16 protein-coding genes are annotated in these 21,560 nt (G+C 65.7%); 10 read left to right on the top strand and 6 right to left on the bottom strand.

All coding sequences use genetic code 11. The annotated features are described in order from the left end of the window. Window positions 1-34: 34 nt before the first annotated feature. From gltB to ACLBKT_RS07180, 3 genes are all read left to right on the top strand, one after another. On the top strand, window positions 35-4,675 hold the full coding sequence (gene gltB / locus ACLBKT_RS07190; protein ID WP_410182253.1) for a glutamate synthase large subunit: 4,641 nt from the start codon (window positions 35-37) through the stop codon (window positions 4,673-4,675). Between the two features lie 118 nt (window positions 4,676-4,793). Beyond that, window positions 4,794-6,230 (top strand): glutamate synthase subunit beta, encoded by a 1,437-nt coding sequence (locus ACLBKT_RS07185; protein WP_410182252.1) that lies wholly within the window; start codon window positions 4,794-4,796, stop codon window positions 6,228-6,230. Between the two features lie 89 nt (window positions 6,231-6,319). Further along, window positions 6,320-7,555 carry a hypothetical protein gene (locus ACLBKT_RS07180; protein ID WP_410182251.1) on the top strand — a complete coding sequence of 412 codons (1,236 nt, stop codon included), beginning with the start codon at window positions 6,320-6,322 and terminating at the stop codon, window positions 7,553-7,555. 4 nt (window positions 7,556-7,559) lie between these two features. Here the strand turns inward: ACLBKT_RS07180 and ACLBKT_RS07175 are convergent, their stop codons facing one another. From ACLBKT_RS07175 to murI, 3 genes are all read right to left on the bottom strand, one after another. Next, on the bottom strand, window positions 7,560-8,252 hold the full coding sequence (locus ACLBKT_RS07175; protein ID WP_410182250.1) for a nitroreductase: 693 nt from the start codon (window positions 8,250-8,252) through the stop codon (window positions 7,560-7,562). An 84-nt stretch (window positions 8,253-8,336) separates the two neighbouring features. Further along, complete coding sequence (gene hemA, locus ACLBKT_RS07170; protein ID WP_410182249.1) at window positions 8,337-9,557, bottom strand: 5-aminolevulinate synthase; 1,221 nt, start codon at window positions 9,555-9,557, stop codon at window positions 8,337-8,339. Between the two features lie 173 nt (window positions 9,558-9,730). Then, window positions 9,731-10,531, bottom strand: a complete 801-nt coding sequence (gene murI / locus ACLBKT_RS07165; protein WP_410182248.1) for a glutamate racemase — start codon at window positions 10,529-10,531, stop codon at window positions 9,731-9,733. Window positions 10,532-10,645: 114 nt separating this feature from the next. Between murI and plsY the strand changes: the two genes are divergently transcribed. The 6 genes from plsY (at window position 10,646) to ACLBKT_RS07135 (ending at window position 16,508) form a co-directional block, all read left to right on the top strand. Continuing rightward, on the top strand, window positions 10,646-11,233 hold the full coding sequence (gene plsY, locus ACLBKT_RS07160) for a glycerol-3-phosphate 1-O-acyltransferase PlsY (RefSeq protein ID WP_410182247.1): 588 nt from the start codon (window positions 10,646-10,648) through the stop codon (window positions 11,231-11,233). Between the two features lie 16 nt (window positions 11,234-11,249). Then, window positions 11,250-12,386, top strand: a complete 1,137-nt coding sequence (gene dprA / locus ACLBKT_RS07155) for a DNA-processing protein DprA (protein ID WP_410182246.1) — start codon at window positions 11,250-11,252, stop codon at window positions 12,384-12,386. A 58-nt stretch (window positions 12,387-12,444) separates the two neighbouring features. Next, window positions 12,445-12,747 (top strand): GIY-YIG nuclease family protein, encoded by a 303-nt coding sequence (locus tag ACLBKT_RS07150; protein WP_410182245.1) that lies wholly within the window; start codon window positions 12,445-12,447, stop codon window positions 12,745-12,747. Window positions 12,748-12,880: 133 nt separating this feature from the next. Then, window positions 12,881-15,451: a type I DNA topoisomerase gene (gene topA, locus ACLBKT_RS07145; protein ID WP_410182244.1), complete on the top strand. Its 2,571-nt coding sequence runs from the start codon at window positions 12,881-12,883 to the stop codon at window positions 15,449-15,451. 113 nt (window positions 15,452-15,564) lie between these two features. After that, window positions 15,565-15,867 carry a hypothetical protein gene (locus tag ACLBKT_RS07140; RefSeq protein WP_410182243.1) on the top strand — a complete coding sequence of 101 codons (303 nt, stop codon included), beginning with the start codon at window positions 15,565-15,567 and terminating at the stop codon, window positions 15,865-15,867. Between the two features lie 2 nt (window positions 15,868-15,869). Next, window positions 15,870-16,508 (top strand): PleD family two-component system response regulator, encoded by a 639-nt coding sequence (locus tag ACLBKT_RS07135; protein WP_410182242.1) that lies wholly within the window; start codon window positions 15,870-15,872, stop codon window positions 16,506-16,508. Between the two features lie 568 nt (window positions 16,509-17,076). Here ACLBKT_RS07135 and era read toward each other — a convergent pair. The 3 genes from era to lepB form a co-directional block, all read right to left on the bottom strand. Continuing rightward, window positions 17,077-17,994, bottom strand: coding sequence for a GTPase Era (gene era, locus ACLBKT_RS07130; RefSeq protein ID WP_410182241.1), 918 nt, complete (start codon window positions 17,992-17,994; stop codon window positions 17,077-17,079). A gap of 196 nt (window positions 17,995-18,190) precedes the next feature. Then, on the bottom strand, window positions 18,191-18,922 hold the full coding sequence (gene rnc / locus ACLBKT_RS07125; RefSeq protein WP_410182240.1) for a ribonuclease III: 732 nt from the start codon (window positions 18,920-18,922) through the stop codon (window positions 18,191-18,193). After that, window positions 18,871-19,722, bottom strand: coding sequence for a signal peptidase I (lepB, locus tag ACLBKT_RS07120; protein ID WP_410182239.1), 852 nt, complete (start codon window positions 19,720-19,722; stop codon window positions 18,871-18,873). The genes rnc and lepB overlap by 52 nt, the downstream gene beginning before the upstream one ends. A 49-nt stretch (window positions 19,723-19,771) precedes the next feature. Here lepB and pgi point away from each other — a divergent pair, with 49 nt between their 5' ends. Then, window positions 19,772-21,334, top strand: a complete 1,563-nt coding sequence (gene pgi, locus ACLBKT_RS07115; RefSeq protein ID WP_410182238.1) for a glucose-6-phosphate isomerase — start codon at window positions 19,772-19,774, stop codon at window positions 21,332-21,334. The last annotated feature ends 226 nt before the right edge of the window (window positions 21,335-21,560 follow it).

Below are 21,560 nucleotides of genomic sequence, written 5' to 3'. Positions count from 1 at the left end.
CGCCTGTCGGCATCTGACAGATCGGACTTTTGCCATGGGATACCCTTCCTCCCAGGGTCTCTATGACCCCGCCAACGAACATGACGCCTGCGGCGTCGGTATGGTTGCGCATATCAAGGGCGAAAAAAGCCACGCAATCGTCGCGCAGGCCTTGGACATCCTCGACCGCCTGGATCACCGCGGCGCGGTGGGTTCCGATCCCTTGCTGGGCGATGGCGCGGGCATCCTGATTCAGATCCCCGATCCGCTGATTCGCGGCTGGGCCGATGCCAATGGTCACGATCTCCCCGCACCCGGTGACTATGGCGTCGCCATGTGCTTCCTCCCGCAGGACGATGCCGCGCGCGAATTCGTCAAGGCGCGGATGGAGGCTTTCACCGCCAAGGAAGGCCAGCGCTTCATCGGCTGGCGCGAAGTGCCAACCACCATGGATGGCCTCGGCGCGGCGGTGATCGCCTCGATGCCGGTGATCGAGATGGCGGTGATCGCGCGCGGGGCGATCTGCGCCGATCAGGACGCCTTCGAGCGCAAGCTGCTCACCATCCGCAAGCAGGTGCAGAACCCGCTTGCGCAGCTGGCCGAAAAGCACGGCCTGCCGGGCGTGACCGAGACCTATATCCCGAGCTTTTCGACCCGCACGCTGGTCTACAAGGGCCTGCTGCTGGCGACGCAGGTGGGCAGCTTCTACGATGACCTGCGCGATCCGGCCTGTGTCTCGGCGCTGGGGCTCGTCCACCAGCGCTTCAGCACCAACACCTTCCCCAGCTGGCGTCTCGCCCACCCGTTCCGGTTCATCGCCCACAATGGCGAGATCAACACGGTGCGCGGCAACGTCAACTGGATGAACGCGCGCCGCCGCACGATGGAAAGCGAGCTGCTGGGGCCGGATCTCGACAAGATGTGGCCGATCATCCCGCACGGGCAATCGGACACAGCGTGCCTCGACAACGCGCTCGAACTGCTGATCGCGGGCGGATATTCGCTGGCGCACGCGATGATGATCCTCATCCCCGAGGCGTGGGCCGGCAATGCATTGATGGACCCGGCCCGGCGCGCCTTCTACGAATATCACGCCGCGCTGATGGAGCCGTGGGACGGCCCGGCGGCGGTGTGCTTCACCGATGGCCGCCAGATTGGCGCGACGCTCGACCGCAACGGGCTTCGCCCTGCGCGCTTCTGCGTGACGAAGGACGACATCGTGTGTCTCGCGTCGGAAAGCGGTGTGCTGCCCTTCCGCGAGGAGGACATCGTCAGGAAGTGGCGCCTCCAGCCCGGCAAGATGCTGCTGATCGACCTCGAACAGGGCCGGATCATCGAGGATGACGAGCTCAAGGCCGATCTCGCCAATGCCGAGCCCTATGCAGAATGGCTCCAGCAGGCGCAGTACAAGCTGGAAGACATCACCGATGTCGTGCCCGAGCTCGCCGCGATCCCCGCAGAAGAGGGCACGCTGCTGCAACGCCAGCAGGCCTTCGGGTATACGCAGGAAGACATCACCCGCTTCCTCGAACCGATGGCGGTGGATGCCGACGACCCCATCGGCTCGATGGGCACCGATACGCCGATTGCCGTGCTGTCCGATCGCGCCCGGCTGCTCTATGATTACTTCAAGCAGAACTTCGCGCAGGTCACCAACCCGCCGATCGATCCGATCCGCGAAGAACTGGTGATGAGCCTCACCAGCATGATCGGCCCGCGTCCGAACCTGCTCGGCCGCGATGCGGGAACGCACAAGCGGCTCGAAGTGCATCAGCCGATCCTGACGAATGAGGATCTCGCCAAGATCCGCTCGGTCGAAGAGGCACTGGACGGCGCCTTCCGCTGCGCCACCATCGACATCACATGGGATGCCAAAAGCGGGGCCGAAGGCCTTGAAATGGCGCTAAAAGAGATGTGCTGGGCCGCGACCGAAGCGGTGCTTCAGGATCACAACATCCTCGTCCTCAGCGACCGGGGCCAGAGTGAGAACCGCGTGCCCATGCCCGCGCTGCTGGCGACGGCGGCGGTGCACCATCACCTCGTCCGGCAAGGCCTGCGCATGCAGACTGGCCTCGTGGTCGAGACCGGCGAGGCGCGCGAGGTGCATCACTTCTGCGTGCTCGCAGGCTACGGTGCCGAGGCGATCAACCCCTATCTCGCCTTCGAAACCCTCGAAGCCCTGCGCGCCAAGCGGCACCCCGATCTGCCCGCCTACAAGGTGCAGCAGAACTTCATCAAGGCGATCGGCAAGGGCATCCGCAAGGTCATGTCCAAGATGGGCATCTCGACCTACCAGTCCTATTGCGGCGCGCAGATTTTCGACGCGGTGGGGCTGTCGAGCGCCTTCGTGGAGAAGTATTTCACCGGCACCGCCACCACCATCGAAGGCATCGGCCTTGCCGAAGTCGCCGAGGAAGCGCTGCGCCGCCACGGTCAGGCTTACGGCGACAACCCGCTCTATGACGGGATGCTCGATGTCGGCGGCATCTACCAATATCGCCTGCGCGGCGAGGAGCACGCCTGGACGCCGCAGAATGTCGCGCAATTGCAGCACGCGGTGCGCGGCAATGATCCGAAGAACTACGAGGAATTCGCGAAGTCGATCAACGAGCAGTCCGAGCGGCTGCTGACGATCCGCGGCCTCCTTGAGTTCAAGAAGGCCGACCAGCCGATCCCGCTTAGCGAAGTGGAACCGGCGTCCGAGATCGTGAAGCGTTTCAGCACCGGGGCGATGAGCCTTGGCTCGATCAGCCACGAGGCGCATTCGACCATGGCGATCGCGATGAACCGCATCGGCGGGCGCTCGAACACGGGCGAGGGCGGGGAGGAGCCGTTCCGCTTCAAGCCGCTCGCCAATGGCGATTCGATGCGCAGCCGGATCAAGCAGGTCGCCTCGGGCCGCTTCGGCGTGACCACCGAATATCTCGTCAACTCGGACGACATCCAGATCAAGATGGCGCAGGGCGCAAAGCCGGGCGAGGGCGGTCAGCTGCCCGGGCACAAGGTCGACAAGCGCATCGGCGCGGTGCGGCACTCGACGCCGGGTGTGGGCCTCATCAGCCCGCCGCCGCACCACGACATCTATTCGATCGAAGACTTGGCGCAGCTGATCCACGATCTCAAAAACGTGAACCCGGTCGCGCGGATCTCGGTCAAGCTGGTCTCCGAAGTCGGCGTCGGCACGGTCGCTGCGGGCGTGTCCAAGGCGCGCGCGGACCATGTCACCATCGCGGGCTATGACGGCGGCACGGGCGCTTCGCCGCTCACCTCGCTGACGCACGCGGGTTCGCCGTGGGAAATCGGCCTGGCCGAGACCCAGCAGACCCTTCTCCTCAACGATCTGCGCGAGCGGATCGCGGTGCAGGTCGACGGCGGCCTGCGCACGGGCCGCGACGTTGCCATCGGCGCGCTGCTCGGCGCAGACGAGTTCGGCTTTGCCACCGCGCCGCTGATTGCGGCAGGGTGCATCATGATGCGCAAGTGCCACCTCAACACCTGCCCCGTCGGCGTTGCCACGCAGGACCCGGTGCTGCGCGCGCGCTTCACCGGGCAGCCCGAGCATGTGGTCAACTATATGTTCTTCGTCGCCGAGGAGCTTCGCCAGATCATGGCCGAGATGGGCTTCCGCACCGTCGCCGAGATGGTCGGCCGGGTCGACCGGCTCGACACCCGCCGGATGGAGCGCCACTGGAAGGCGCGCGGGATCGACCTGTCGCGCATCCTCCATCAGGTGGAGATCAAGGAAGGTGCCTCGCTCTGCCAGATCGGCACGCAGGATCACGGCCTCGACGGCGCGCTCGACAACCGCCTGATCGCCGATTGCCGCATGGCCATCGACACCAAGGCGCCGGTGCAGCTCGAATATGCCGTGCGCAACGTCAACCGCACGGTCGGCGCGATGCTCTCGGGCGAGGTTGCCAAGGCGCATGGGCACGAAGGCCTGCCGACCGATTCGATCCGCATCAACCTCACGGGCGTTGCGGGCCAGAGCTTCGGCGCATGGCTCGCCCATGGGGTGACGCTCGATCTGGTCGGCGACGCCAACGACTATGTCGGCAAGGGGCTGTCGGGCGGTCGCATCATCGTGCGTCAACCGGCCGAGGCTCCGCGTGCGTCGAATGAGAACATCATCGTCGGCAACACCGTCATGTACGGCGCCATCGCGGGCGAGGCGTACTTCAACGGCGTTGCGGGCGAGCGTTTCGCCGTGCGCAACTCGGGCGCCATCGCTGTGGTCGAGGGCACCGGGGACCACGGCTGCGAATACATGACCGGCGGCGTCGTCGTCGTGCTCGGCAAGACCGGGCGCAACTTCGCGGCGGGCATGAGCGGCGGGGTCGCCTATGTCTACGACCCCGATGGCGCCTTCGAAAAGCTCGTCAACCACGCGCAGGTCGATCTGCTGCCGATTGCGGCCACGCCGGATGCGGAAGAGGGGACGGGACGCCCATCGCAGCGCCCGCGCTCGGTCCACGATTTCGGCATGGGCGACATGCTGCGCCACGATGCCGAGCGGCTGCGCATTCTGGTCGAGCGGCACCAGCTTCACACCGGCTCCAAGCTGGCGGGCGCGCTGCTCGCCGATTGGGACGCGGCGCTGGGCAAGTTCGTCAAGGTGATGCCGCGCGACTATGCGGCGGCCTTGCGCAAGCTTGAAGCGGAGCGCCACGAGGCTGAAAGCGTCGCGGCGGAATAACCCTTTTCGTCATCCCCGCGCAGGCGGGGATCCAGCTGCCGCTCCGGCGGCGCGTAACAACAAGTTTAGCTGGGTCCCCGCCTTCGCGGGGATGACGGCCAAATCGGAGATTTGACCTATGGGCAAGGAAACCGGATTTCTCGAGCTGGATCGCCGCGAGCGGGATTATCTCGACCCGAAAGAGCGCCTGAAGAACTACCGCGAGTTCGTCATCCAGCCGGATGATGCGACGCTGACGGGGCAGGCCTCGCGCTGCATGAATTGCGGCATTCCTTACTGCCACAACGGCTGTCCGGTGAACAACATGATCCCGGACTGGAACCACCTCGTCTATGAGGCGGACTGGAAGCGCGCGCTGGCGATGCTGCATTCAACCAACAACTTCCCCGAATTTACGGGCCGTATCTGCCCCGCGCCGTGCGAGGCGGCGTGCACGCTCAACATCATCGATCAGCCGGTCACCATCAAGTCGATCGAATGCGCCATCGTTGATCGCGGATGGAAGGAAGGCTGGATCCACCCGCAGGTGCCTGCGAAGAAGACCGGCAAGTCGGTCGCGGTGGTCGGCTCGGGCCCGGCGGGACTCGCCTGCGCCCAGCAGCTGGCGCGCGCGGGCCATTCGGTCACCGTGTTCGAAAAGAGCGACCGCGTCGGCGGGCTGCTGCGTTACGGCATTCCCGACTTCAAGATGGAAAAGCACCTCATCAACCGCCGCGCCCAGCAGATGGAAGCGGAAGGGGTGACGTTCAAAACCTCGAAGGAAGTCGGCGTCGACATCTCCTTCAAGAGCCTTCAGGAGAATTTTGACGCGGTGGTGCTGGCCGGCGGCGCGGAAGATGCGCGCCAGCTCCAGATCCCCGGCGCGGAGATGCCGGGCGTGCGCTTGGCGATGGAATTCCTCACCCAGCAGAACAAGCGGGTGGCAGGCGACGATGAATTGCGCGCCGCGCCGCGCGGCTCCCTGCTGGCGACCGGCAAGCACGTCGTCGTGCTCGGCGGCGGGGACACGGGGAGCGACTGTGTCGGCACCTCGAACCGGCAGGGCGCGCTGAGCGTCACCCAGCTCGAAATCATGCCCAAGCCGCCGGAAAAGGAAGACAAGGCGCTGACCTGGCCCGATTGGCCGATGAAGCTGCGCACCTCCTCCAGCCACCAGGAAGGCGTCGAGCGCGACTGGGCGGTCCTTGCCAAGCGCGTGATCGGTGATGGCGAGAAGGTCACCGGCCTCGAATGCGTGCGCGTCGAATGGGCCCAAGGCCAGATGCAGGAAATGGCGGGCAGCGAATTCACGATTCCTGCCGATCTGATCCTGCTCGCGATGGGCTTTGTCGGGCCGAAGAAGGCGGGCTTGCTTGAACAGGCGGGCGTAGCGCTCTCGCCGCGCGGCAATGTTGATGCCGACACGGAAAGCTACGCCACCAGCGAGCCCGGCGTCTTTGCCTGCGGCGACATGCGGCGCGGGCAGAGCCTTGTGGTCTGGGCGATCCGCGAAGGGCGTCAGGCAGCACGCGCTGTGGACGCGGCCTTGATGGGCGTGAGCGAACTGCCGCGGTGAGGGGCGGCGGGGGGCGCTCCCCCCGCTACCGGCTATTTCAGGTTGCACATTGTGTGGTATCCTCCACCCGATTTGGGGGGAGAATCACGATGCGTCATACTGTTACGGCTTTCGTCACGCTCGCTGGGCTTGGCTGTGCCGCCACGCTGGCGTCAACCACCGCATTGTCGCAATCAGCAGCCAGCCCTCCGGTGCGCTATGCGATGGATGCCGCCACCATGAGCGGCATGGGCGCGATGGCCAGTGGCGGCGGGCTCGGGGCGATGATGGGCATGATGACCGGCCGCTCGCCGCAAGCCGTGCGCACGCTGGTGCTGCAACACGGCGCCAGCACGACGGCGCCAAAGCCCCAGGCCGATCACTTCATGCCGCAGGGCGCGGGCCTCGGCACCTCGCTGCGGCTGCTGCCGTCGACCAAGGGAGACTACGAGGGAACCCCGAATTTCGAGCGGCCGAGTGGACGGTTGCTGCTCTACTGGGGCTGCGGCGCCCGTGCACCCAAGGGACAGCCGGTGGTGATTGATTTCGCCAAGCTCGCCGCTGGCGAGATCCCGCCCGGTCTGTTCGCAAGCGGTGTCAATCTGCCCGAAGACTGGACGCTGACCATTTCGGGAAGCAAGACCTACACCTCATGGCCCAATGGCAAGGACAACAAGTCCGTCCCCGCCAAGGGGTCGCTGATCGGCGCACACCGTATCGCTGCCAATTACGCCAAGGAGATCAATTTCACTCTGGCCGAGGATTTCATGCCTCCGCTCGATGCGCGGACCAGCGAGGTTGCAGGTGGTGCCAGCAATCTCGCGTGGAACGGGCTGGACAAGGCGACCGGCTACTATGCCTGGGCGATAGGGGCGAAAGGCATGGGGCGCGGCGGCACGCCGACCGAAATGGTGTGGTGGGCCTCGTCGAAGCAGCAGGCCTTCGGCGGCCCGCTGTGGGACTGGATCTCGCCCGCAGGGGTGCGCAAGCTGATCGCGGCCGGAACCGTGATGCCGCCCGAGCAGCGGGACTGCACCATCCCCGCTGAAGTGATGCAAGCCAGCGGGGAGGGGATGATGGTCAACCTGCAAGCCTATGGCCCGCAGGTCGATTTTGCCTATCCGGCACGTCCGGCCGATGCCCGCAAGCCCTGGAACCCCGAATGGATCGCACGGGTGCGGTTCCGCTCGTCGACCATGCTGCTCCCGGGGATGGAAGGCATGGGCGGAGGCATGTCGGGCTCCGATACGGCTGCCGAGGGGAGCGCGGAACCGGCCAAGCCCGCCAAGAAGAAATGCAAGGGGCTGAAGGGCATCGCTGAACGCGCTGCCGGATTGTGCGAATAGCGCCCTAGTCGAAGCCGATGAAGCGTGCCGCCTCGGCCACGGTCTTGCGGTGGCTGACGACGGCATTGGCGGGGAAGTCAGGATCGGGCCAGCCCAGCGCGACCGCTTTCATGATCACCTGATCCTCAGGGATGCCTGCGTGTTCGCGCACCACGGGGCTTTGCATGATGCCTTGGGAATTAATCACGCAGCCGAGCCCGCGCGACCATGCCGCATTGACCAGCGCGGTCGTCACCGCGCCGCAATCAAAGGCGGTGTCGTCGGAATCGCCAAGCTCGCGGTCATAGGTGACGATCACGCAGACCGGCGCGTCGAACTGGCGGAAGCCGCGCAGCACCCAGTCCCGCCGCGCATCCTTGTCATCGCGGGCGATACCCATCGCCCCGAACAATTGCTTGGCGACTTCGACCTGACGATCACGGTGCACGCCCGCAAAAGCCTCGCCCCGGCGGAATTCGCGGCTGTCGGGCACGCCCGCGAGGATGTTCTCGGTGTTGCCCTTGCGAATGCGATCAAGCGATTCGCCGGTGATGACGTGGAAGTGCCACGGCTGGGTGTTCATCGAGGTTGGCGAGCGCATCGCCATCGTCAGGATTTCCTCGATCAGCGCACGCGGCACGGGCTTGTCGACATAGCCACGAATACTGCGCCGCCCGAGGACGATCTCGGCGTAAGTCTGGTCAGGCGTACCGCCCATTAGGTCTCTCCCGAATCTATGTTCCGGGAGGCGTTAGCCCAGCCGGAGCGCCGCTCAAAGGACGCTACGGCAGGGCGGGTTCGATCACGCCGCCTCGGCGAGCCTCAGCTCCAGCCGGTCCCAGATTTCGACCAGCGCCGCGGTCAGCTCGTCCATCATTTCATCGGTGTGGTGCGGGCCGGGGGTGAAGCGCAGGCGCTCGGTGCCGCGGGGGACGGTGGGGAAATTGATCGGCTGCACATAGACGCCATATTCGGCAAGCAGGACGTCGCTAATCTTCTTCGCGCGCACCGGATCGCCGACCATCAGCGGGACGATGTGCGTGACGGAGTCCATCACCGGCAGGCCTGCTTCGGCAAACTTCAGCTTCAGCATAGCGGCGGCGCGCTGCTGGGCGTTGCGCTCGACCGAGGACTCCTTGAGGTGCCGTACCGAAGCCAGCACGCCCGCCACCAGCACCGGCGACAGCGAGGTGGTGAAGATGAACCCCGGCGCGTAGGAGCGGATGCAGTCCACCACCTTGTGGCTCGCCGCGATATAGCCGCCCATCACGCCGAACGCCTTGCCCAGCGTGCCTTCGATAATGTCGATCCGGTGCGCCGCGCCGTCCCGCTCGGAAATGCCGCCGCCGCGCGCGCCATACATGCCGACCGCGTGGACCTCGTCGATATAGGTCAGCGCGTTGTACTTCTCGGCGAGATCGCAGATGGCGTGGATCGGGGCGACGTCGCCATCCATCGAATAGACGCTTTCGAAGGCGATTAGCTTGGGCGTGTCGATATCGACGCTGGCGAGCAGTTCTTCGAGGTGGGCCACGTCATTGTGGCGGAACACCTTTTTCTCGCAGCCCGAATTGCGGATGCCGGCGATCATGCTGGCGTGGTTCAGCTCGTCCGAGAAGATCACGCAGCCCGGCAGCAGCTTGGCCAGCGTCGAGAGAGTGGCGTCGTTCGAGACATAGCCCGAGGTGAACAGCAGCGCCGTGTCCTTGCCATGCAGATCGGCGAGTTCGGCTTCCAGTTCGACATGGAGATGGGTGTTGCCGCCGATATTGCGGGTGCCGCCCGAGCCTGCGCCGACATCGTGCAGCGCGGCTTCCATTGCGCCGATCACCTTGTCGTGCTGGCCCATGCAGAGGTAGTCGTTGGAGCACCACACCGTGATCGGCTTGGGGCCGTTGTGGCCATGAAAGCAGCGCGCGTTGGGATAGGCACCCTTGTTGCGCATGATGTCGATGAAGACGCGGTACCGGCCTTCCTCGTGCAGCCGGTCGATCGCGGAATCGAAGATCTGGTCGTAATTCACTCGCATCTCGCTGCTCTCGCGGCCGCTGACGCGGGCGCTAGGTTCCTGCCGTGCTTCTTTTGTCCCGCCATAACGTGCCAGATGGCGGTTGGTTTCGCGCGATTATCTAAGGGGCGAGTGCAGTTTTTGCCACAGCGATCTTTGCGAGTGCTTCGCAAGGCTGGCGGCACGCATCAGAACGCTTCTGCTGGCCCGAACCCGCGCGTGGCGAGGGCGTCTTCGAGCCCTTGGGCCCCGGTCAGCGGCCCGGTGACGACGAAGCGGTTGGGGCCTTGCGCGGCAAAGCTTTGCCCTTCGAGCAAATGGGCGATCCGCCGCGCGATACCCTCGGCGCCGTCCACCTGCGCAACATCATTCCCGAAGGCAGCGGCCAGTTCATCCGCCAGCAGCGGGAAGTGGGTGCAGGCGAGCACCAGCGTGTCGATGTCCGCTCCGCCGGGCATGGCGGCAAGCCGGGCGTGCACGTCGGCGATCAGCGCGGGATCGACCGGCTGCCCGCGCAGCTTGGCCTCGGCAGCGGCGACCAGTCCGGGGGCAGCGACCCGCAGCAGGCGCTTGCCGCTGGCAAACTGCGCTTCGAGATCATCGACATAGGCTTGTCGGATTGTCGCTTCGGTGCCGACGAGGCCGATGGTGCCGGTGCGGGTGAGCGAAGCGGCTGGCTTGATCGCGGGCACGGTGCCAACCACCGGAATCTCCAGCACATCGCGCACCATGCCCAAGGCGATGGTCGATGCGGTGTTGCAGGCAATGCAGGCGAGGCGCGGCTGATACCGCTCCGCCATCCGCCCGAGCAATCCCGCGACCCGGGCGGCGATCTGGGCTTCGGTCTTGGTGCCATAGGGCAGGCCCGCAAGGTCGGCGGCGTAAATCACCGGAGCCTCGGGCAGCACCTTGCGCAGGGCGTCGTAAACGGTCAGCCCGCCAACGCCGGAATCGAACAGCAGGATGGGGGAGGCAGCTTCGACGTTCAAAAAAATCTCCGTTCGGGCTGAGCTTGTCGAAGCCTCGTCCTTTTCTTTTCAAGTCACGCCATTAGAAGAAAGTGCGGCCCTTCGACAAGCTCAGGGCGAACGGGATGGGATTTGATGGACGTTGTTTTCGCCGCCTTGCTAGGCTTTGCGCTCGGCTCGATCCCCTTCGGCCTGATCCTCACCCGCGCGGCGGGGCTGGGGGATGTGCGCAAGATCGGCAGCGGGAGCATCGGGGCGACCAATGTGCTGCGTACCGGCAACAAGGGGCTGGCGGCGGCAACGGTACTGCTCGATGCCGCCAAGGCGGCGGTGCCGGTGCTGGTCGCAGGGCACCTCTGGCCCGGCACCGAAGGCGTTGCAGCGGTCGCGGCGGTCGCGGGCCATTGCTTCACACCGTGGCTCGCCTTCAAGGGCGGCAAGGGCTTTGCGAGCGCTGCGGGTGCGCTGCTGGCGTTGGCCTGGCCGGCGATGCTCGCTTGCGCTGCGATCTGGGCGATTACGCTTTATGTCAGCCGGATTTCCTCGGTGTCGTCGATGGTGACGGTGGTCGCAGCACCGCTGGTGGCGTGGGGGCTGGGCTTTCCTGACGCCATCGCGCCGCTGGTCTCGATCGCTGCCATCGTGTTGTTGCAGCACCGCGCCAATATCGGGCGGCTGATGCGGGGAGAGGAGCCGAAGGTGGGTTCCTCCGCCAAGCCGTGACCCAGGGCCGCATCTGATGGAGAGCACGGGGTCGCAGCCAACGCTCTCACAAAAGGAAGCCTTCGCGCGGATCCGTCTGCTGCGATCGCCCCATATCGGGCCGGTGAGCTATCGCCAGCTGCTGGCGCGGTTCGGCACGGCGGCGGCGGCGCTCGATGCACTGCCCGATCTGGCGAGCCGGGGGCGAGGTCCATATCGCCCTGCCAGCGCCGACAGCATTGAGCGCGAGGTGGTGGCCGTGCGGGCAGCGGGCGCGCGCTACCTGTTCCACGATCAACCCGATTACCCCGCGCTGCTGGCCGAGCTGGACTCCGCGCCGCCAATCGTCACCTGCCGGGGCAGGATGGCGCTCGCGTCCGAGCCGTGCGTCGCGCTGGTCGGCGCCCGCAATGCCAGCGGGGCAGCGGTCAAGCTGGCGCGCGATTTCGCCGCCGCTCTGGCCGAGGCGGGCTTTACCGTGGTCTCCGGCCTCGCGCGCGGCATCGACGGCGCGGCGCATGAAGGCGCGTTCCCGCAGACCATCGGCGTGATCGCCAGCGGTATCGACATCGCCTACCCCCCGCAGCACGCAGGCTTGCAGGAGCGCATCGCCACTGTCGGCCTGCTGATCGCCGAACAGCCCCCCGGCACCGAACCGCGGGGGCGGCATTTCCCCTCACGCAACCGCATCATCGCAGGCCTCGCCAGCGGCACGCTGGTCGTCGAAGCCGCACCGCAATCGGGCAGTCTCATCACCGCGCGGCTGGCGGGCGAGGCGGGGCGCGAGGTGATGGCAATCCCCGGCTCCCCGCTCGATGCCCGCGCGAGCGGCTGCAACCAGTTGATCCGCGAAGGCGCGGTGCTGGTGCAGACCCCCGACGAGGTGGTGGAACTGCTGCAAAGCTTCACCGGCGCCCCGCGTTCGCGCTTCCGGTTAGGCGACGGGGCGGCTGACTTTGACTACGCCGAACTCGCCAAGCTCAACTGGGGCGAGGCGCGCGCCGATCTTTCCCGCGATATCGCCAGCCTGCTGACCAACGCGCCGGTCGCGATCGACGAACTGATCCGCCAGTCGGGCGCCAATGCTGCGGAAGTGCACATGGCCCTGCTGGAGCTGGAACTGGCGGGCGAGCTGGTGCGCGAAGCGGACGGGGCCGTGCGGAGACTCATGTAAATGCAACACCGTCACCCCGGACTTGATCCGGGGCGGTGCTGACCTTCAGGTGCGCGAAATGGACAAGGCGGAGCATGGGGGCTGGGTCTACATTCTGGCGCGACGCTATCGCGGCGAACTCTACATCGGTATCACGTCCGATCTGGCTGCGCGAATGACGCAACACCGCGCAGGTAAAGGATCGCAATATGCCGCCGACCGGAGGATTGTGCGGCTGGTCTGGGCCGAATTTATCGAACCGATTGATCTTGCCATTGCCCACGAAAAGCGAGTTAAGCGTTGGCGGCGCGCGTGGAAGTTTGCGCTGATCGAGAAAGGAAACCCTGACTGGCGTGATCTGTTCGACGAATTGGCAGGGTGAGGAGGACAGCCTTGCCCCGGATCAAGTCCGGGGTGACGGGTTAGAGGTCACGGACCGCAAAACACCTTGACGCTCTGACCCGCAGCCCGCCACCCTCGCGCGTACGTACACGTAAGGACACATCTCTCCGCTTATGCAGCTTGTCATCGTCGAATCCCCCGCCAAGGCAAAGACCATCGAGAAATATCTCGGCAAGGACTTCAAGGTTCTCGCCTCCTATGGCCATGTCCGCGATCTGCCCCCCAAGGATGGCAGCGTCGATCCCGAGGCCGATTTTGCGATGGAGTGGGAACTTTACCGGGACAAGCAGAGCCGCTTCAAGGACATCGCTGATGCGGCCAAGGGCGCAAGCCGCCTCGTGCTGGCGACTGACCCTGACCGGGAGGGCGAAGCGATCAGCTGGCACGTGCTGGAGCTCCTGAAGAAGCGCAAAAGCGTCCCCGCCAATGTCGAGCGCGTCACCTTCAATGCGATCACCAAGCAGGCCGTGACCGAAGCGATGGCCCGCCCGCGCGAGCTCGATCAACCGCTGATCGACGCCTATCTGGCGCGCCGGGCGCTCGATTATCTGTTCGGCTTCACCCTCTCGCCCGTCCTGTGGCGCAAGCTGCCGGGTGCCAAGTCTGCGGGCCGGGTGCAGTCGGTCGCGCTCCGCCTGATCGTGGAGCGCGAGCGCGAGATCGAAGCCTTCCGGCCGGACGAGTATTGGAGCGTCGTCGCCCGGATGATGCACGACGGCACCGAGTTCGATGCGCGCCTCGTCAAGTTCCGGGGCGACAAGCTGGAGAAGCTCAGCCTCGGACAGCAGGGCATCGCGATGGAGGCGAAAGCCGCGGTCGAAGCCGGGCGCTTCACCGTCGAGGGCGTCGAGACCAAGCCGGTCAAGCGCAACCCCGCGCCGCCGTTCACCACTTCGACCTTGCAGCAGGAGGCCGCGCGCAAGCTCGGCTATTCGGCGCAGCATACGATGCGCCTTGCTCAGAGCCTCTACGAAGCGGGCGCAATCACCTATATGCGGACCGACGGCGTGCAGATGGACATGAGCGCGATCATGGCCGCGCGCGATGCGATCACCGCGCGCTTCAGCGAGGATTACCGCCCGGAAAAGCCGCGTTTCTACAGCACCAAGGCGAAGAACGCGCAGGAAGCGCACGAAGCGATTCGCCCCACCGATTTCACCCGTGACCGGGTCGGCAGCGGGGACGAGGGCAAGCTCTACGACCTGATCTTCAAGCGTGCGATGGCGAGCCAGATGGCGACCGCGCAGCTCGAACGCACCACGGTCACCTTCCGCGATGCCACCGGCCAGCACGAGCTGCGCGCCACGGGTCAGGTGATCCGCTTCCCCGGCTTCCTTGCCGTCTATCAGGAAGGTTTTGACGACGCCGATGATGATGAAAGCGGCCTGCTGCCGGTGATGAAAGCGGGCGATTGCCCGGCCAAGCGCGCGGTCGATGCCACCCAGCACTTCACTCAGCCGCCGCCGCGTTTTTCCGAAGCCAGCCTGGTGAAGCGTCTGGAGGAGCTCGGCATCGGGCGTCCGTCGACCTACGCCTCGACCATCCAGACGCTGCGCGACCGTGCCTATGTGCGGATGGAGAAGAACCGCTTCTTCGCCGAGGAATCCGGCCGCTTGCTGACCGCGTTCCTCGAACGCTTCTTCCCCACCTATGTCGCCTATGAATTCACGGCGGGCATGGAGGACGAACTCGATATCGTCTCGGATGGGCGGGAGGATTACAAGCTGCTGCTCGCCCGGTTCTGGAGGGACTTCAAGCCCAAGGCCGACGAGGTGATGGAAAAGCTGCCGTCGGAAGTGACCGAGGCGCTGGACGAATATCTCTCCGACTTCCTCTTCCCCCCGCGCGAGGACGGCAGCGATCCGCGCGCCTGCCCGCTCTGCGCCGCCGAGGGTCGCGCCAATGGCCGTCTGGCGCTGCGCGGCGGCAAGTTCGGCGCGTTCGTCGCCTGTGCCAATTATCCCGAATGCAAATACACCCGCCGCTTTGCCCAGCCGGGCGGCGCGGGTGAGGGCGGCGCGGATGATGGCGTTATGGGCCAGCATCCCGAAACAGGCGAGGACATCCACCGCAAGACCGGGCGCTTCGGCCCCTATGTCCAGATGGGTGACGGCAAGGATGCCAAGCGCGCCAGCATCCCCAAGGACTTGGACGACTTCGATTTGGATTGGGCGGTGAAGCTGCTCGATCTGCCGCGGATCATCGGCGCGCACCCCGATACGGGGCTGGAGATCGAAGCCAATATCGGGCGTTACGGGCCCTATCTGCGGCACGACGGCAAGTATGGGAAGCTCACCAACACCCGCGAAGTGTTCGAGGTGGGGATGAACCGCGCCGTCGATCTGCTCGCGCAGGCTGCCAATCGCGGCGGGGCGACACGCGGGACGTCAGAGCCCATCGCGGCGCTCGGCGCGCATCCGGTGAGCGGCGGCGAGATCAAGGTCATGCCGGGGCGCTATGGCCCCTATGTGACCGATGGCACCACCAATGCCACCATCCCGCGCGATGTGAAGCCCGAGGATGTGACGCTGGACGCCGCGATCGCGCTGATCGACGCGCGCATCGCCAAGGGCCCGCCCGCCAAGAAGGGCAAGAAGAAAGCCGCGCCCAAGAAAGCGCCCGCCAAGAAGCCGGCGGCGAAGAAAACGCCTGCGAAAAAGAAGGCGCCGGCCAAGAAAGCCTGACAAAACGACGAGCCGAGCGCCGGGGGGCGACAAAGACCCTTCCGGCGCTCGGACGTTTGCAAATAATAAAGCATTTGGACCTTACCACGGTGGTCGGAAAAAGGGCTCCCGCCGTGATAGAAATCGAAATCCAGAACGAGACCCATCAGACTCAGAGCCGCATCCGCTTTGCCGCGGTGCCGCGGATCGGCGAAGGCATCCGCCTGCGCGAACCCGATGGCATGTGGGCGAGCTATGATGTGCTCGACGTGTGGTACCAGAAAGCCGAATTCGGCGATGTCTGGATGCCCTATCTCCATATCCGCATGACACCCGGCGAAGAGGTCGGCACGCTTGATGCCGCTGATCCCTATTCCGACGATTACGCCGCCAGGGCGTACGAATCGGGCTTTGCGACAATGGGCGGGGGGCGGTAAGCATGCAGAACCTGATCAAGCGCAATTCCGGCCCCAATCGCCGCACCGTCACCGACGGCAAGACGCTGGCCGAAAAGCTCGCGCAGAACGAAAAAGCGCTCGCCGCCGCTGCCGAAGAGGATGAAGCCCGCGTCGCTGCCGAAACGGCCGCACCGCCGCGTCCGGCACCGACAGGCCCGTCCGCCGGGTCCGAATCCGACGATACCGCCGCGATTGTCGCCGCCGCCAAGGCGATGCGCGACCGCTATGCCGGACAACCTGCGCCCGCTGCGACCACCAAGACCTGCCTGATCGTCGATGACAGCCGGGTGATCCGCAAGGTCTCCAGCAAGATCGCGCTGAGTCTGGGCTATGTCCCGATTGAAGCCGAAAACGGCGAAGAAGCCTTGGCGCGCTGCAAGAAGTCGATGCCCGATCTGGTGCTGACCGACTGGAACATGCCTGAAATGGACGGCATCACTTTCGTCACCAAACTGCGCTCGATCCCCACGCCCAAGGAGCCGGTGGTGGTGTTCTGCACCTCGAACGGCGAGGCCAAGGACATCCACGATGGCATCGCCGCGGGCGCGGACGACTACATCGTCAAGCCGTTCGACGAAGCCGCGCTGAAGGCGAAGCTGGAGAAGTTGGGGCGGGGGTGAGAAACCCTTCGTCGCCCCGGACGTGATCCGGGGCCGCTTGCAGTCATGCTCCAAGCCGAAGCGCACTCCACACCGCACGGCACCCGATCCCGGCTCAAGGCCGGGATGACGGAATCTCGTCATGGCGAGTAGCCGCAGGCGACGAAGCAATACATGGCCCGATGCCCGCAACCGGAAACGCCGGTTCATGGATCGCCACGGCCCTACGGGCCTCGCGATGACGAGGATTGTGGGCTGGAGAAGCTGGGGCGGGGGCTAGCTCCCATTGTAACAATACCCCTCCCCGGGCCTGACCCGGGGCCCCGCTGCCCTAATCCTCACCACCGCCACAAGAAGCGGGGTCCCGGGTCGAGCCCGGGACGGGGAGCTTAGGCTTTACCAAGGACGCAAACTTACACTGTCGCCCGGGACTCGATCCGGGGCTTGGCATAAGGATCGCTCATCGCGCTTTATGCCCTCTTCCCTTGAGGGAAGGGCTGGGGATGGGTGTGCGACGCCAGCTGGTGTTGAGCCCCCACCCCTAACCCCTCCCCACGGGGAGGGGAGAAGCGGCAACGCTCCACTGCGCTCACCGCACCCAATCGAGCCCCATCTCCTCGAAAATCTCCTTGTCTTCGGCCCAATTTTCCAGCTGCTTGACGTGGAGATAGAGGTGCACCGGCACGCCCAGCACTTCGCTCAATTCCTTGCGCGCGGCGGCCCCGATCTGCTTGATGCGCGCGCCGCCCTTGCCGAGCACGATGGCGCGCTGGGTTTCGCGGGCGACCACGATCTGCTGGTGGATTTCGATGCTGCCGTCCTTGCGCACCTCGTATTTCTCGGGCCGCACCGCGCTGTCGTAAGGCAGTTCCTCGTGGAGCTGCTGGTAGAGATGCTCGCGGGTGATTTCGGCGGCGAGCAGGCGTTCCGATGCGTCGGAGACCTGATCTTCGGGATACATCCATTCGCCTTCGGGCATCATGTCGGCCAGCGCGCCCTTCAGTTCCGGCACGCCGTCCCCGGTCAGGGCCGAGACGAAGTAAATCTCGGCAAAATCGACCTTGCCCGCCAGCTCCTGCGCGAGCACCAGCATCGGCTCCTTCTTCGAGCGGTCGACCTTGTTGATGACGAGGATCTTGCGCTCCGGGCGGCCCGCCAGCGCTTCCAACAGGGGTTCCAGCTCGTGACGGCGCTGCTTGATCGGATCGACCAGCAGCAGCACGGCATCGGCGCTCTCCGCGCCTTCCCATGCGGCGCTGACCATTGCGCGGTCGAGCCTGCGGCGCGGCGCGAAGATGCCGGGGGTGTCGACGAGGATCATCTGGGTGGGGGCGCCGTCCAGTTCATGCAGCGCAATCCCGAGCATCCGCGCGCGGGTGGTTTGCGCCTTGGCGCTGGTGATCGCGACCTTCTGGCCGACCAATTGGTTCACCAATGTCGATTTGCCCGCGTTCGGCGCGCCGATCACGGCAACGACTCCGCAGCGGGTAGGGGGTGAGGTGTTCATGGCGTGTCCTTATCAATTTCGCGGCAGCTTGTCGAAGCGCAGCGCGCAGGTGCGAGGCGGTTGGCTCGGGTGTTGCGGTGTGGTTGCCAAGTGGTTGTCGGCTCATGGTGCCGTCATTATGGCGCGGTGAAGCGGGGGCGGGCGATGTTTCACGTGAAACATTTCAGGAACATCGGGGGTGACCGGCTTTCAGCCTTCACCCATATTGTTCAAGAAACGCCTTGGCTGCGAGCCGTTCGGCCTCGCCCTTGCTGGTGGCGGTTGCTTCAGCCGCGCCGACGTTGCGGACGCTGACCTGAACCGTGAAGCGCGCAGCGTGATCTGGGCCGCTGCGGTCGATGACTTCATAGACCGGAGGCGCACGGCGGTTGCCCGCGGCCCATTCCTGAAGCGCGCTCTTGGGATGCTTTGACTTGCCCTCGTCGCCTTCCAGTTCCTGCGACCACAGGCGGTAGATGATGGTCTGCGCGGCATCGAAGCCGTTCTCGATGAAGCAGGCGCCGATCAGGGCTTCCATCACATCGCCGAGGATCTTGTCACTGTCGGCCCCGCCATCGTCACGCGCCTGCTTGCCGAGGCGAATGTGGATCGGGAGGTCGATCGCACGGGCGATGCGCGCGCACGTCGTTCCGCTGACGAGCGCGTTGAGCCGCTGCGAAAGTCGGCCTTCTGGCGCGTCGCCGGCGCGAAACAGCCAGCTCGCGACCGAAAGCCCCAGCACCCTGTCGCCCAGAAATTCCAGCCGCTGGTAATCGGCCACTTCCGCGCCCGAGACGTTGTAGCTGCCATGGGTCAGCGCCTCGATCCACGGCGCCTCGTTGGTGATGACAAAGCCTTTGGCCTCAAGCCATTCGCGGGTAGCAGGGGCGAGCCCTTTCACAGCGTGTCTCCGATCCGGTCCCAGCGCGCGGCGGAAAACCAGCTCCATGGCTTGCCCCAATCGGCGCTGCCATCGGTCGACCAGATGATGATCGCGGCGCGCCCGACCAGCAGGTCTTGCGGGACAAAGCCAACCCCGTCGCCCGCCACCGCCGGAAAGCGGCTGTCGCGCGAACTGTCGCGGTTGTCGCCCATCACGAACAGCCGGCCGGCGGGCACTGTGACCTCGGCAAAGCCATCATAGGGGGTCAGGCCGAAGTCGAGCGTGGTGTAAGTGACGCCGCCGGGCAGCGTCTCGCGGAACGCGGGGTAGCGACACACTTCCAATCCGTCCGTTCCCTTAACGAGATCGCCGCCCCAGGCGCAGCCGGTATTGGGCGATTGCGTCACCGGAACATCGGCGATCCGTTGGCGCGGCAAACGCGTCCCGTTCAGCACGACCGCCCCACCGATCACCGCCACCCGGTCGCCCGGCAGGCCAATCACCCGCTTGATATATTCGCGCCTGTCGACCGGGTGCTTGAAGATCACGATATCGCCGCGCTCCGGCGTGCCGGGCAGCACGCGGCCGCTCGGCAGCGGCAGATCGAAGGGCAGGGAGTGCCGGGAGATGCCATAGGGCCACTTGGCCGCCAGCAGGTAATCGCCGTTCATCAGCCGCGGCAACATGCTCTCCGAGGGGATCGAGAAGGGCGAGAACACCAGCGTGCGGAACGCCAGCACCGCCAGCAGCAGCTTGGCAAGGAACCAGATGAAGCCGCCCCAGCTGTCGCGCGACCGAACGCCACTGGCCGCGGTCTGGCCTGCGTCGAGCGTTGGGGTCTCAAGCGATTGGGTCTTAACATCCATCGCCACTGCCCTTACTCGCAGCCGCACACTTGCGTAAAGGGAAACGGCGATGAGCATTTCGGGTGGGGCAACAGATCATGCGGCGATGGCAGCGGCATGGACGCAGCTGAAGGCTCTGGAGCAGCCCAAGCTCGCCAACCTGTTCGCTACCGATCCTGATCGGCCCGCCAAGCTGACCCGGCGGATCGCCTGGCCCGTGGAGCCCGGCAGCCCCGCCGAGGCCGGTATGCGGATCGACTTTTCCAAAACCCATCTCAGCGATGACGCGCTGTCCGCCTTCGAAGCGCTGGCCGCAGCGGCAGGTTTTGACGCCGCGCGCGAGGCGCTGTTCGGCGGCGGCATCGTCAACGTCACCGAAGGCCGCGCCGCGACCCACGGTGCACTGCGCGGCAGCGGCACGCCCGCGCAGGTCGATGAGGCCGAGGCGCTGCTCGCCCGCATGGGAATGCTCGTCGAGGCGATCCACGAAGGCGCGCTGGGCGAGATCAGGCATTGCATCGCCATCGGCATCGGCGGCTCGGCGCTCGGCCCCGCGCTTGCCATCGACGCGCTCACCCGCGATCTGGCGCTGGTCGATGTGCACGTGGTCTCCAACATCGACGGGCTGGCGCTGGAGCAGGCGTTCAGGGACTGTGATCCACACACGACCCTCATCGCGGTCGCCTCCAAGACCTTCACCACCATCGAGACGATGACCAATGCCGACAGTGCGCTGGCATGGCTGGCGGAAAACGGCGTGGATGATCCGGGCGGCCGCGTCGTTGCGCTCACCGCGTCGCCCGAGAAGGCGGTGGAGTGGGGCGTGGACGAGACCCGCGTGCTGCCCTTCGTCGAAAGCGTGGGCGGGCGCTATTCGCTGTTCTCCTCGATCGGGTTCCCGGTCGCGCTGGCGATCGGCATGGAGGAGTTCCGCGCGATGCTGGCGGGGGCCAAGGCGGTGGACGATCACTTCCGCGCGGAGGAGGGCCGCGCCAACGCCCCGCTGCTCGCTGCGTTCGCGGACCAGTATTACACCCGGCTGCGCGGCTGCCAGACCCGCGCGGTCTTCGCCTATGACGAACGGCTCGCATTGCTGCCCGACTATCTTCAGCAGCTCGAAATGGAATCGAACGGCAAGAGCGTGAAGACCGATGGCAGCCCGGTCGACGGGCCGACAGCGGCGATCACCTGGGGCGGGGTGGGGACCGACGCGCAGCATGCGGTGTTCCAGCTGCTGCATCAGGGCACGCATCTGATCCCGGTCGATTTCCTCGTCAGCATCGGGCCGGGTGACCAGCTCGATCCGGCGCATCACCGCATCCTGCTGATGAACTGCCTCGCGCAGGGGGCCGCGCTGATGGCGGGCAAGTCGGCTGACGATCCGGCGCGGGCCTATCCGGGAGACCGGCCGTCGACGACGTTCCTGATCGACGACTGCGATGCGGCCGCCTTGGGCGCGCTGATCGCCTTCCATGAACATCGCACCTTCGCCAATGCGGTGCTGATGGGGATCAACCCCTTCGATCAGTTCGGAGTAGAGCTGGGCAAGGCCATCGCCAAGCAGATCGAGAGCGGGGAGGGGGAGTTTGATCCGAGCACGAAGGCGCTGATGGCGGCGGCAGGGCTGGGTTAATACCCACCCCCGTCCGTCGCCCCGTGCTTGACACGGGGTTAGGCTCTTTGCGGCCCGGACGCCGCCAGCCAACGGCAGCCAAGCCCCGTGTCCCCGGCCTCCGCCGAGGCAGGCAAGCACGGGGTGACGGGTAAGGTCAGGCGGGAAAAGCGCGTATTAGATTGACTTTCGCGCGCTTCGCCCCCACATGGCCCCCATCGAAGCGCGCTAGCCATGCGTGAAGCGG

The sequence above is a fragment of the Erythrobacter sp. W302b genome, from assembly GCF_046452395.1.
Classification (GTDB): Bacteria; Pseudomonadota; Alphaproteobacteria; order Sphingomonadales; family Sphingomonadaceae; genus Erythrobacter.
This window is presented reverse-complemented; position numbering and strand designations above follow the sequence as displayed.

Excerpts from the sequence above, each read along its gene's own strand:
- gltB (WP_410182253.1), top strand. The coding sequence starts at position 35 with ATGGGATACCCTTCCTCCCAGGGTCTCTATGACCCCGCCAACGAACAT.
- ACLBKT_RS07185 (WP_410182252.1), top strand. The coding sequence starts at position 4,794 with ATGGGCAAGGAAACCGGATTTCTCGAGCTGGATCGCCGCGAGCGGGAT.
- ACLBKT_RS07180 (WP_410182251.1), top strand. The coding sequence starts at position 6,320 with ATGCGTCATACTGTTACGGCTTTCGTCACGCTCGCTGGGCTTGGCTGT.
- ACLBKT_RS07175 (WP_410182250.1), bottom strand. The coding sequence starts at position 8,252 with ATGGGCGGTACGCCTGACCAGACTTACGCCGAGATCGTCCTCGGGCGG.
- plsY (WP_410182247.1), top strand. The coding sequence starts at position 10,646 with ATGGACGTTGTTTTCGCCGCCTTGCTAGGCTTTGCGCTCGGCTCGATC.
- dprA (WP_410182246.1), top strand. The coding sequence starts at position 11,250 with ATGGAGAGCACGGGGTCGCAGCCAACGCTCTCACAAAAGGAAGCCTTC.
- ACLBKT_RS07150 (WP_410182245.1), top strand. The coding sequence starts at position 12,445 with ATGGACAAGGCGGAGCATGGGGGCTGGGTCTACATTCTGGCGCGACGC.
- topA (WP_410182244.1), top strand. The coding sequence starts at position 12,881 with ATGCAGCTTGTCATCGTCGAATCCCCCGCCAAGGCAAAGACCATCGAG.
- ACLBKT_RS07135 (WP_410182242.1), top strand. The coding sequence starts at position 15,870 with ATGCAGAACCTGATCAAGCGCAATTCCGGCCCCAATCGCCGCACCGTC.
- era (WP_410182241.1), bottom strand. The coding sequence starts at position 17,994 with ATGAACACCTCACCCCCTACCCGCTGCGGAGTCGTTGCCGTGATCGGC.
- rnc (WP_410182240.1), bottom strand. The coding sequence starts at position 18,922 with ATGGAGCTGGTTTTCCGCCGCGCGCTGGGACCGGATCGGAGACACGCT.
- lepB (WP_410182239.1), bottom strand. The coding sequence starts at position 19,722 with ATGGATGTTAAGACCCAATCGCTTGAGACCCCAACGCTCGACGCAGGC.
- pgi (WP_410182238.1), top strand. The coding sequence starts at position 19,772 with ATGAGCATTTCGGGTGGGGCAACAGATCATGCGGCGATGGCAGCGGCA.